Below are 12,214 nucleotides of genomic sequence, written 5' to 3' on the forward strand. Positions count from 1 at the left end.
ATCCGTCACATCAGTGTGAGCCGGGGTTTCGGGGCGTCCGTGCGGCCCGTCATCGGGGGGCGGCTGCCCGCGCGGTACGGGAGGGGCCAGGGTGCGGCCGGGCCCGTGTAGCCCTGTTCCGCTGCCGCGTGCAGGGTCCAGTGCGGGTCGTACAGGTGCGGGCGGGCCAGCGCGCAGAGGTCCGTACGGCCCGCCAGCAGCAGGGAGTTGACGTCGTCCCAGGACGAGATCGCGCCCACCGCGATCACCGGCACGCCCAGTTCGTTGCGGATGCGGTCGGCGAACGGGGTCTGGTACGAGCGGCCGTACGCGGGTTTCTCGCCGGGCACGACCTGCCCGGTCGAGACGTCGATCGCGTCGGCCCCGTGGGCGGCGAAGGCGCGGGCGATCGCGACCGCCTCATCCGGTGTCGTGCCGCCCGGCGCCCAGTCGGCCGCCGAGATACGGACTGTCATCGGCCGGTCTCCGGGCCACTCGGCCCGTACCGCGTCGAAGACCTCCAGCGGGAAGCGCAGCCGGCCCCTGAGCGAGCCGCCGTAGCCGTCGGTGCGCCGGTTGGTGAGCGGGGAGAGGAAGCCGGAGAGCAGATAGCCGTGCGCGCAGTGCAGTTCGATGAGGTCGAAGCCGGCGCTCGCGGCACGGCGGGCCGCCGCGGTGAACTCCTCGCGCACCGCCGCGAGTCCGGCTCCGTCCAGTTCGGCCGGGATCTGGCTGACACCGGGGCGGTACGGGAGCGGGGAGGCGGCCGACAGTGGCCAGTTGCCCTCGGGAAGTGGCTCGTCCATGCCGTCCCACATGAGCCGGGTGGAGCCCTTGCGCCCGGAGTGCCCCAGCTGGACCCCGACGGCGGTACCGGGCGACTGCGTGTGCACGAAGGAGGTCACGCGCCGCCAGGCCGCCGCCTGTTCGCCGGTGTAGAGGCCGGTACAGCCGGGGGTGATACGGCCGTCGGCGCTCACACACACCATCTCGGTCATGACCAGACCGGCGCCGCCGAGTGCACGGGCGCCCAGATGGACGAGGTGGAAGTCGCCGGGCACACCGTCGTGCGCCGAGTACATGTCCATCGGTGAGACGACGACACGGTTGCGCAGTTCGAGACCGCGCAGCCGCAGCGGCGTGAACATCGGCGGTGTGCCGTCCGGGCAGCCGAAGTCGCGCTCCACCGTGTCCGTGAAGCCGCTGTCGCGCAGCCGCAGATTGCCGTGGGTGACCCGGCGGCTGCGGGTCAGCAGGTTGAAGGCGAACTGCCGTGGCGGCTGGCCGAGATACATGTCCAGCTGCTCGAACCACTCCAGGCTGGCCGCGGCCGCCCGCTGGGTGGAGGCGACGACCGGGCGGCGCTCGCTCTCGTACGCCTCCAGGGCCGACGGCAGGTCGGGCTGCTCCTCGATGTTCGCCGCCAGGGCCAGGGCGTCCTCGACGGCGAGCTTGGTGCCGGAGCCGATGGAGAAGTGCGCGGTGTGGGCCGCGTCGCCGATCAGCACCGTGTTCCCGTGCGACCAGCGATCGTTGACGACGGTACGGAACGCCGTCCAGGCGGAGTTGTTCCCGGTGAGCGGCCGGCCGCCGAGCGCGCCCGCGAAGATCCGGGCGCAGCGCTCGGTGGACTCCTTTTCGTCGCAGCGGTCGAGTCCGGCGGCCTGCCAGACCTCCTCGCGCATCTCGACGATGACGGTGGAGGCGGCGGGCCCGTACGGGTACCCGTGCAGCTGCATCACCCCGTGCTCGGTCTCGGCGATCTCGAAGCGGAAGGCGTCGAAGGCGAAGGGCGCGGAGAGCCAGATGTAGCGGCAGCGGTGGGTGGTGATCCGGGGTGCGAAGACGTCGGCGTGGGCGCGGCGGGTGGCGCTGTGCACTCCGTCGGCCGCTACCACCAGGTCGTGGGTCGCGGCCAGTTCGGCGGGGGGCGGCGCTTCGGCGCGGAAGCGGATCCGTACGCCGAGGGAGCGGCAGCGCTCGTGCAGGATCTCCAGGAGCCGGCGCCTGCCGAGCGCGGCGAATCCGTGGCCGCCCGAGGTCAGGGTCGTGCCGCGGTGGACGATGTCGATGTCGTCCCAGCGTACGAACTCGGCCTGGAGGGCGCGGTGGACGGCCGGGTCCGCCTGCTCGATGCCGCCGAGGGTCTCGTCGGAGAGGACGACGCCGAAGCCGAAGGTGTCGTCGGGGGCGTTGCGCTCCCAGACGGTGACGGACCTGGCCGGGTCGAGCCGCTTCAGGAGGGCTGCGGCGTAGAGGCCGCCGGGTCCGCCGCCGACGACCGCGACCCGCAGGGCGGGGCGGGTGCGCTCGCCGGTGCCGGCCGGCACGGCTACCTGCCCTGCCACTTGGGGGGCCGCTTCTCGGTGAAGGCGGCGTGGAACTCTGCGTAGTCCTCGCCGTTCATCAGCAGCGCCTGCGTGGTGGCGTCGAGTTCGACCGCAGCGGCGAGCGGCATGTCGAGTTCGGCGGTGAGCAGCGCCTTGGTCTGCGCATACGCCAGCGCCGGGCCCTCGGCGAGCCTGCGGGCCAGCGCCGCGGCCCGTTCGTCGGCCCTGCCCTCGTCCGTCATCTCGCTGATCAGGCCGATGCGCTCGGCCTCGGGCGCCAGGACGGGCTCCCCCAGCATCAGCAGCCGGGTGGCGTGTCCGAGGCCGACGACGCGCGGCAGCAGATAGGCGGCGCCCATGTCACCGCCGGACAGCCCCACCCGGGTGAAGAGGAACGCGAAGCGGGCGGTCGGGTCCGCGACCCGGAAGTCGGCGGCCAGCGCGAGGACGGCGCCGGCGCCCGCGGCGACCCCGTGCACGGCGGCGATCACCGGGAAGGGGCACTCGCGCAGCGCCCGTACGACCTGTCCGGTCATCCGGTTGAAGTCGAGGAGCTGGGCGGTGTCCAGGGCGAGTGTGGCGCCGATGATCTCCTCGACGTCACCACCCGAGCAGAATCCGCGGCCCTCCCCGGCGAGGACCAGGGCCCGTACCGACCGCTCGCGGGACAGCTCGGCGAGCAGGTCGCGCAGGTCGGCGTAGGCGCCGAAGGTGAGGGCGTTGAGCTTTCCTGGGCGCGCGAAGGTGACGGTCGCGACGCCGTCCTGCCGGGCCACCCGGAGGTGGTCCCAGTGCTCCACTCGCTCCGCTGAGCCGGAAAAGGGGCTCATGAGGTGCGGCCTCCTTCGGTCGGGGGCGCGTCCGGCGGCCGGCCGGAGACCCGGTGGAAGAGCGGCGTGCCCCCTCAAATTATCACTCCCCCGTGACTACCGTCACGGGCACGCGATAAAACCTTGGACGGGTCCCCCGGCGGAAGTCCCGTCAGAATGTGGCGCAAGTCCCTTTTCCTCCGGGCCGCTGCCTCTACTCGCAACGCCCCCGGCTCCGTATCGTTGAAATCAGGACAACCCCCTCCACACCGAACGGAACACCAGCCGTGCCGGACACCTCACGCCCCGCCTCATGGCGCATCGCACTGCCGCACACCGCGGCCGCGGTGCCGGTGGCGCGTGCGCTGATCCGTACGGTCCTCGCCGACCTGGAGGGCGAGGAGGCCGCGGACACCGACACGGCCGAGCTCCTGACGTCCGAACTGGTCGCCAACGCCGTGGAGCACACACTCGGCAGCGACCCCATCGAGCTGGTCGTGGAGGTCCTGCACACCGGCTGCCAGGTCGAGGTGCACGACCGTGATCCGGTCCCGCCCGGTGATCTGATCCGGACACCGCCCACCGGACCGCCCGACCCCTGGCAGGAGCACGGCCGCGGCCTGCTGCTCATCCGGACACTCAGCTCGTCCTACGGCCACCGCCCGACCGAGCACGGCAAGGCCGTCTGGTTCACGCTTCCGGCGGGTCCTGCGGACTGAGCTGCCGCGCGCCGAGCCGCGAGCGGCGGCGCCCGTAGAGTGCGTAGACGGCCGCGCCCACCAGCAGGAAGAGCGCGAATTCCAGCCAGGTGCGCCGACCGGTCCCGTACATCAGATACACACAGAACGCGACGCCGAGCACCGGGCTGACGGGGAACAGCGGCACCCGGAAGGTGCGCGGGAGCGCGGGGTGGCTGCGGCGCAGCGCGAGCACCGCGACATTCACGGCCACCATCGTGGCCAGCGCCCCGATGGTCGTCAGGTCGACCACGACGTCGAGCGAGGCGAACGCGGCCGGGACGGCGACGACGGTCGCCACGATCCAGGTGTTGGAGACGGGCGTCGAGGTCTTCGGGGAGACCTTCTCGAAGACCGGGGGAATCAGCCCGTCGCGGGACATCGACATCAGGATGCGGGTCTGCCCGTACATCACGGCGAGCACCACCGACGCGATGGCGACGACCGCGCCGAAGGCGATGACACCGCCGCCGGCCGACGAACCTGTGACCTGGTTGACGATCAGCGAGAGCGCCGCGGGCCGGTCGGCGACGGCGGGCGCGCCGAACGCGCCGATGGCCGCGACGGCCACCGCGCAGTAGAGCACGGTGACGATGCCGATGCAGATCATGATGGCGAGCGGGATGTTGCGCCGCGGGTTCCTGACCTCCTCGCCCGCCGTGGTGATCGCGTCGAATCCGATGTACGAGAAGAAGGCGATCGAGGCGCCGGACGTGACGCCGCCGACGCCGCCGGGCGCGAACGGCACCAGGTGGCCGTCCCGGAACGCGGTGAAGGCGACCGCGCAGAAGACCAGCAGGATGCCGATCTTCAGTACGGCCATCGCGGCGGTGGCCCGGGCGCTCTCGCGGACACCGCGCACCAGCAGCGCGGCGGCGAGCGCGACCACCACGACAGCCGGCAGATTGATCACCCCGCCGTCGCCCGGACCGCTGGAGAGCACGGCGGGCAGCTGGTGTCCGACCAGGCTGTTCAGCAGTTCGTTGAGGTACTGGCTCCACCCGACGGCGACCGCGCTCACCGAGATGCCGTACTCCAGGAGCAGACACCAGCCGACCAGGAAGGCGGTGCGCTCGCCGAGTGTGGCGTACGCGAAGGAGTACGAGCTGCCCGACACCGGGATCGCGCCGCCCAGCTCGGCGAACGAGAACGCCGTGAAGACACAGGTGACCGCGGCGAGTACGAACGAGACGATGACCGCGGGCCCGGACTTGGCCACGGTGTCGGAGAGGCCGACGAAGATACCGGTCCCGACGATGGCCCCGACGCCGAAGCAGACCAGCTGGAAGAGCCCCATGGTGCGGCGGAGGCCGTGCCCCTCCAGATCCGCGCCGGATTCGGCGATCAGGAGTTCGGGCGACTTGACGCGCAGCCCCGGCCGGTGGGGCGGCCGGGGTCGTGCGGGGCGGGGAGAGCGCATGGGGGTGGGGGTTCTCTTTCCGGACGTGCGCGGAGCGGCGCGCACTGCGGCACACAGCACAGTGGGGTCCGGGCGTGCGAGCCCGGACCCCACCAAGGGACGACATAGTAGCCGCCTTGCCGCATATTCACCCAACTGGGCGTATAACTATCCCCGACCGGCCAGGGTGGCGACGAGCACCGCCTTGATCGTGTGCATCCGGTTCTCGGCCTCGTCGAAGACGACCGAGTGCTCCGACTCGAAGACCTCGTCGGTGACCTCCAGCTCGCTCAGCCCGAACTGCGCGTGGATCTCACGCCCGACCCGCGTCCCCAGATCGTGGAAGGCGGGCAGGCAGTGCAGGAACTTGACCCCGGGGTTACCGGTGGCGCGCAGCACGTCCATCGTCACGGCGTACGGCGAGAGCGCGGCGATGCGGTCGGCCCAGACCTCCTTCGGCTCCCCCATGGACACCCAGACGTCGGTGACGACGAAGTCGCAGCCCTGCACGGCCTCGGTGATGTCCTCGGTGAGGGTGACGGTCCCGCCGCTCTCCGCGGCCAGCTTCCGCGCCTGCGCCACGATGTCGTCGGCGGGCCAGTAGGCGCGCGGTGCGGCGATCCGGACGTCGAGGCCGAGCAGCGCGCCGGTGATCAGATAGGAGTTGCCCATGTTGAAACGGGCGTCGCCGAGGTAGGCGAAGACGACCTGCTCCAGCGGCTTGTCGCAGTGCTCGGTCATGGTGAGCACATCGGCCAGCATCTGGGTGGGGTGCCAGTCGTCGGTGAGTCCGTTGTAGACGGGGACCCCGGCGTGCGCGGCGAGTTCCTCCACCTGCGGCTGGCTGTCGCCGCGGTATTCGATGGCGTCGAACATCCGGCCCAGCACCCGCGCGGTGTCCCTGAACGACTCCTTGTGCCCGATCTGGGAGCCCGCGGGGTCGAGGTACGTCGTCGACGCCCCCTGATCGGCCGCGGCCACCTCGAAGGCGCACCGCGTCCTGGTGGAGGTCTTCTCGAAGATCAGGGCGATGTTCCGGCCGCGCAACCGCTGCACTTCGGCGCCCGACTTCTTGGCCGCCTTGAGCTCGGCGGCCAGCTCGATCAGAGCGCGGAACTCCTCCGCGGTGAAGTCGAGCTCCTTGAGGAAGTGGCGGCCTGCGAGGTCTATCGCCATGGTGGCTGCTCCTGGGTCACGCGGAGAGGGGTCGCGCGTAGCGGGGACGGGGGTCGGTGCGGGATGCCGTACGTGCTGACATCCACGCATGCTGGAATTCTATGCGATTGAACGCATCACTATACGGCATCGCGCTGAACCGGACAGCTCATGCACCGCGGCCCTCCCCTGCCCCGCCCCAGCTCGCTGCCGGGGATCTCGATGACTTCGATGCCCTCCTTGCGCAGATGCGTGTTCGTGGTGAAGTTCCGCTCGTACGCCACGACCACACCCGGCTCGACCGCCAGGACGTTGCAGCCGTCGTCCCACTGCTCGCGCTCCGCCGAGTGCACGTCCTGGGTCGCGGTCAGCACCCGGATACCGCCCAGCCCCAGCGCCGCGGCGATCGCGTCGTGCATCCGCTCCGGCGGATGGTCGGTGACCTTCAGCTCCTTCTCGCTGGCGCCCGGTTCGATGGTGTACGAGCGGAGCATCCCGAGCCCCGCGTACTGGGTGAAGGTGTCGCCGTCGACCATCGTCATCACCGTGTCCAGGTGCATGAACGCCCGCCGCTTGGGCATGTCGAGCGCCACGATGGTGCGCGCCGAGCCGGCCGCGAAGAGCCCGCGGGCCAGCATCTCCACCGCCTGCGGGGTGGTCCGCTCACTCATCCCGATCAGGACCGCGCCGTTGCCGATGACCAGGACGTCGCCGCCCTCGATCGTGGACGGGTAGTCGACCTGCCCCTGCGACCAGTGGTGGAAGGCGCCCGAGCCGGTGAAGAGCGGGTGGTGGCGGTAGATCGCCTCGAAGTGGACGGTCTCGCGCTGCCGGGCAGGCCAGCGCATCGCGTTGATGGAGACGCCGTCGTAGATCCACGCCGATGTGTCCCGGGTGAACAGATGGTTCGGCAGCGGGTCCAGCAGGAAGTCGTCCAGGTCCATGACATGGAAGCGCACCGAGACCGGCTCGCGGTACCGCTCCAGGAACTCCCTCTTCGTCATCCCCCCGACCAGCACCTCGGTCAGGTCACCGACGGTCAGGTCGTCGAAGACCGTCCGCAGATGGTGGGTGGCGAGCGGACCGTACTCCTTCTCGTCGAAGACCCGGTCCAGGACGAGGGTGCGGGCCTCGGGCACCTCGAGCGACTCCCGCAGCAGGTCGTCGAAGAGATGCACCTCGACGCCCCGCTCACGCAGCACATTGGCGAAGCCGTCGTGCTCCTGGCGGGCCCGGCGCACCCACAGCACGTCGTCGAAGAGCAGTGCGTCCTTGTTGCTGGGGGTCAGCCGCTTCAGTTCCAGACCCGGCCTGTGCAGGATGACGCGGCGCAGCGGCCCCGTCTCGGAGTCGACATGGAATCCCATCCCCCCATCCTGTCCCCGGTCCGCCCCGCTCACCCCTGAAGGGACGAGCGGGGCGTGTCCGGTGGCCGCGCAACCCGCCGGGGGCCGCGCGGCGCGGGGCCCCCGGCGGGATGCGCCGTTCAGAGCCCTCGGGCGGGCCGCGCCGTTCAGAGCCTCGGGTCGACCGGCTCCGACTCCAGGGCCAGCACGGCGAAGACCGCCTCATGGATCCGCCAGAGCGGTTCGCCGTCGGCGAGCCGGTCCAGCGCCTCCAGGCCCAGGGCGTACTCACGCAGGGCGAGGGAGCGCTTGTGGCCGAGGAAGCGCTGCCTGAGCCTGGCCAGATTGTCCGGGCGGGTGTACTCGGGGCCGTAGATGATCCGCAGGTACTCACGGCCGCGCACCTTGATGCCGGGCTGGACGAGCCGCCCCTTTGCGTCCCTTACGAGCGCCTGGAGCGGCTTGACGACCATGCCTTCGCCGCCGCGCCCGGTCATCTCCAGCCACCAGTCGGTGCCCGACCGGACGGACTCCTTGTCGCCCGTGTCGACGACCAGCCGGCGGGTGGTCCGCAGGAGCCCGCTCTGGTCGTGCTCGACGAGCCGGTCGAGCCAGGCCAGCTGCTCGTCGTGGGGCACACCGGCGAGCGAGCGTCCCTCGGCCGCGAGCAGCTGGAAGGGTGCCAGCCGTACGCCGTCGAGCCCGTCCGTCGTCCAGCAGTAGCGCCGGTACGCCTCGGTGAAGGCCACCGCGTCGTCGGCCCTCGCGCGCTGCCCGTCGAGCAGCGCGCCGACCTCGACACCGCGTGCCGCGGCCGCCTCCAGCGCCCCGACGACGCCGGGGAAGACGGCGCGTGAGGCGGCGCCCACCGCCGCGTACTGCTTGCGGAGCAGACCGGTCGCCTTGAGCGACCAGGGCATCAGCTCCGCGTCGAGCAGCAGCCAGCCGGTGCCCAGCTCGTCCCAGAGTCCGGCTTCGGTGACGGCGGTGCGCAGCCGTCCGATGATCTCCTCGGTGACGGCGGGGTCGTCGAAGAAGGGACGGCCGGTCCTGGTGTGCAGCGAACCCGTCGGCCCCGTCACCCCGAAGCGCTCACGTGCGGCTTCGGCGTCCCGACAGACCAGGGCCACCGCCCGGGAGCCCATGTGCTTCTCCTCGCACACGACCTTCGCGACGCCGTCCGACCGGTACTGCGCGAACGCCTCGGCGGGGTGTTCCAGATAGCCGTCCAGATGCGAGGTGCCCGTGGGGGACATCGTCGGCGGCAGGTAGGCGAGCAGCCGCGGGTCGACCGCGAAACGGCTCATGACCTCCAGCGCCGCCGCCGCGTTCTCCTCACGGACCGCGACCCGGCCGGTGTGCCTGGTCTCCACGACCCGGCGGCCGCTGACGTCGGCGAGGTCGAGCGGGCGGCCGTCGTGGCCGCCCGGTGCCTCGGTGGTGAGCGGGCGGGCCGGCTCGTACCAGACCTGCTCGGCGGGGACGTCGACCAGTTCGCGCTCGGGCCAGCGCAGCGCCGTCATCCGGCCGCCGAAGACCGCGCCGGTGTCCAGGCAGAGGGTGTTGTTGATCCAGCTGGTGCTCGGTACGGGGGTGTGTCCGTAGACCACGGCGGCGCGGCCCCGGTAGTCCTCGGCCCAGGGATAGCGCACGGGCAGCCCGAACTCGTCGGTCTCGCCCGTCGTGTCGCCGTACAGCGCGTGCGAGCGGACCCGGCCGGAGGTGCGGCCGTGGTACTTCTCGGGCAGCCCGGCGTGGCAGACGACGAGCTTGCCGCCGTCCAGGACGTAATGGCTGACCAGCCCGTCGATGAACTCCCGTACCCGCTCACGGAAGTCCGGGTCCCTCGCGTCCTCCTTCTCCAGCTGCTCGACGGTCTCGGCGAGTCCGTGGCTGTGCTGGACCTTGCGGCCCTTGAGGTAACGGCCGAGCTTGTTCTCGTGGTTCCCGGGCACACAGAGCGCGTTGCCGCCGGCGACCATCGACATGACCCGGCGCAGCACGCCAGGGCTGTCCGGGCCGCGGTCCACCAGGTCGCCGACGAAGACGGCGGTACGCCCTTCAGGGTGCGCGCCGTCGGTGTAGCCGAGGCGGGTGAGCAGGGTTTCCAGCTCGGAGCTGCAGCCGTGGATGTCGCCGATGATGTCGAAGGGGCCGGTGAGGTGGGTGAGGTCGTTGTACCGCTTCTCCAGGACGACTTCGGCCGTCTCGGCCTCGGCCGCGCCGCGCAGGATGTGCACCTTGCGGAAGCCCTCGCGCTCCAGGCCGCGCAGTGAGCGGCGCAGTTCGCGGCGGTGCCGCTGGATGACGTGGCGGGGCATACCGGCCCGGTCGGGGCGTGCGGCGTTGCGCTCGGCGCACACGTCCTCGGGCAGGTCGAGCACGATCGCGATGGGCAGCACGTCGTGCTCGCGCGCCAGCCGCACCAGCTGTCTACGGCTCTCGGACTGCACGTTGGTCGCGTCCACGACGGTCAGCCGTCCGGCGGCCAGCCGCTTCCCCGCTATGTAATGGAGGACGTCGAAGGCGTCGCCGCTGGCGCTCTGGTCATTCTCGTCGTCGGCGACCAGGCCGCGGCAGAAGTCCGAGGAGATCACCTCGGTGGACTTGAAGTGCCGGTGCGCGAAAGTGGACTTGCCCGATCCGGTGGCGCCGACGAGGACCACGAGGGAGAGGTCGGTCACCGGGAGGATGCGCGGGCGGGCGGTGGCGCCACCGGATCCGGCCCCGGAGCCTGTACCGGTGGTGGTGTCCTCGGTACTGCTCTCTTCTCTACCGTTCTCTTCGGTACTGCTCTCTTCTGTACCGCTCATGCCGCTTTCGCCTCCTTCGGGGCCGTGGTGGTGGATTTCGGTTCCATGGTGAACACCGCGAGCTGGGTCGGCGGGCCGACTTCGGGGTCATCGGGTCCCACGGGCCTGAACTCCACCGCGTACCCGTGCCGTTCGGCCACCTTCCCGGCCCAGCCGCGGAACTCCTCACGGGTCCACTCGAAGCGGTGGTCGCCGTGGCGCACCTGTCCGGCGGGCAGGCTCTCCCAGCGGACGTTGTACTCGGCGTTCGGTGTGGTCACCAGGACGGTCTGCGGCCTGGCGGCGCCGAAGACCGCGTACTCGACGGCGGGCAGCCGCTCGGGGTCGACATGCTCGATGACCTCGCTGAGCACCGCGGCGTCGTACCGCTTGAGCCGTTTGTCGGTGTACGAGAGGGAGCCCTGGATGAGCTTCACCCGGGCCGCACGGCGCTCGCCGAGCTGGTCGAGCCGGAGCCTGCGGGCCGCGATGTTCAGCGCGCGCATCGAGACGTCCATGCCGACGACCTCGGTGAAACGGTCCTCCTTCAACAGCTCCTGCACCAGCTGGCCCTGACCGCAGCCCAGGTCGAGCACCCGGCCGGCACCGGCCGTGCGCAGCACGTCGAGGATCGCCGCACGGCGCCGTACGGCCAGCGGTACCGGCTTCTCCTCGGTGTCCGTGGTCTCGTCGACGGCGTTGTCGATCGCCTCGGCCTCGGTGTCGTCGGCCTCCGCGAGCCGTGTCAGCTCCAGGGCCGCCATCGCCTGCCGGGTCAGTCCCCAGCGGTGCGACAGATAGCGGCTGGTGATCAGCTTCTGCTCGGGGTGCTCGGCCAGCCACCCCTCACCCGCGCGCAGCAGTTTGTCGACCTCGTCGGGCGCCACCCAGTAGTGCTTGGCGTCGTCGAGGACGGGCAGCAGCACATAGAGCTGCCGCAGCGCGTCGGCGAGCCGCAGCTCACCTTCGAGCACGAGCCGCACATACCGCGATTCGCCCCACTCCGGGAACTTCTCGTCCAGGGCGATGGGCTCGGCCTTCACCCGCTCCCAGCCGAGCGGGGCGAAGAGCCTGTGCACCAGTCCGGGGCCGCCACCCGCGGGCAGCGCGGGCACCTCGATACGCAGCGGCATCGGGGTCTCGGCCCGCTCCGGGCGGGCGGTGCACACGCCGCGCAGGGCGCTCTTGAAGACGGTGGTCATGGCGACGGACAGCAGCGAGGACGCGGCGTAGGGCCGGTCGTTGACGTACTGCGCGAGCGCCGCGTCGGGTGCGCCGCCGCGCCCCTTGCTCTTGCCCCGCCGCACCAGCGCCACCGGGTCCACCTCCAGCAGCAGCGCGGCCGTGCAGCGCTCGGCGGTGGCCTCCGGATAGAGGACATGCGCCGTGCCGTGCGAGGTGGAGAACGCCTGCGCCTTGTCGGGATGCTTGTGCAGCAGGAAGCCGAGGTCGGTGGCGGGGCGCTCTGGGGTGCCGGTGGTGCTGATCGTCAGGAACACGGGTCCGAGTATCACCCGGTTGGCCGGGCCCGACCAGAGGTTTTCATGGTCTTCGGGGCGGCGTCCGGAGCCGGGCGAGGTCCGCGATCTCCTCCGGGCCGACCCGGCAGCAGCCGCCGACCAGCCGGGCGCCGGCCTGCTCCCAGCCCCGCACCTGCGAGGCCGCGA

9 protein-coding genes are annotated in these 12,214 nt (G+C 71.3%); 1 reads left to right on the forward strand and 8 read right to left on the reverse strand.

The genetic code is table 11. From position 1 onward, the window contains the following. Window positions 1-5: 5 nt before the first annotated feature. Window positions 6-2,327, reverse strand: a complete 2,322-nt coding sequence (locus tag G3I19_RS03850; protein WP_164259470.1) for a bifunctional salicylyl-CoA 5-hydroxylase/oxidoreductase — start codon at window positions 2,325-2,327, stop codon at window positions 6-8. After that, window positions 2,312-3,139, reverse strand: a complete 828-nt coding sequence (locus tag G3I19_RS03855; RefSeq protein WP_164259471.1) for an enoyl-CoA hydratase family protein — start codon at window positions 3,137-3,139, stop codon at window positions 2,312-2,314. The genes G3I19_RS03850 and G3I19_RS03855 overlap by 16 nt, the downstream gene beginning before the upstream one ends. A gap of 266 nt (window positions 3,140-3,405) precedes the next feature. Between G3I19_RS03855 and G3I19_RS03860 the strand changes: the two genes are divergently transcribed. Further along, on the forward strand, window positions 3,406-3,837 hold the full coding sequence (locus G3I19_RS03860; protein ID WP_164259472.1) for an ATP-binding protein: 432 nt from the start codon (window positions 3,406-3,408) through the stop codon (window positions 3,835-3,837). Here the strand turns inward: G3I19_RS03860 and G3I19_RS03865 are convergent. From G3I19_RS03865 to G3I19_RS03890, 6 genes are all read right to left on the reverse strand, one after another. Continuing rightward, the gene (locus tag G3I19_RS03865; RefSeq protein ID WP_164259473.1) at window positions 3,809-5,275 is read right to left on the reverse strand and encodes an amino acid permease; all 1,467 of its coding nucleotides are present in this window, start codon (window positions 5,273-5,275) and stop codon (window positions 3,809-3,811) included. The two genes, G3I19_RS03860 and G3I19_RS03865, sit on opposite strands and share 29 nt — an antisense overlap. A 147-nt stretch (window positions 5,276-5,422) precedes the next feature. Next, window positions 5,423-6,430: an ornithine carbamoyltransferase gene (argF, locus tag G3I19_RS03870; RefSeq protein ID WP_164259474.1), complete on the reverse strand. Its 1,008-nt coding sequence runs from the start codon at window positions 6,428-6,430 to the stop codon at window positions 5,423-5,425. Between the two features lie 119 nt (window positions 6,431-6,549). Beyond that, entirely contained in the window at window positions 6,550-7,776 is a 1,227-nt protein-coding gene (locus G3I19_RS03875) for an arginine deiminase (protein ID WP_164259476.1), read from the reverse strand. 146 nt (window positions 7,777-7,922) lie between these two features. Next, window positions 7,923-10,568 (reverse strand): polynucleotide kinase-phosphatase, encoded by a 2,646-nt coding sequence (locus tag G3I19_RS03880; RefSeq protein WP_164259477.1) that lies wholly within the window; start codon window positions 10,566-10,568, stop codon window positions 7,923-7,925. Next, complete coding sequence (locus tag G3I19_RS03885; protein ID WP_164259479.1) at window positions 10,565-12,046, reverse strand: 3' terminal RNA ribose 2'-O-methyltransferase Hen1; 1,482 nt, start codon at window positions 12,044-12,046, stop codon at window positions 10,565-10,567. Before G3I19_RS03885 ends, G3I19_RS03880 begins: the two co-directional genes overlap by 4 nt. Window positions 12,047-12,089: 43 nt before the next feature. Then, the coding region (locus G3I19_RS03890; RefSeq protein WP_203599147.1) for a homocysteine S-methyltransferase family protein at window positions 12,090-12,214 on the reverse strand (125 nt) is incomplete at its 5' end.

Origin of the sequence: Streptomyces sp. SID10853, assembly GCF_010548145.1 — a bacterium.
Lineage (GTDB): Bacteria > Actinomycetota > Actinomycetes > Streptomycetales > Streptomycetaceae > Streptomyces.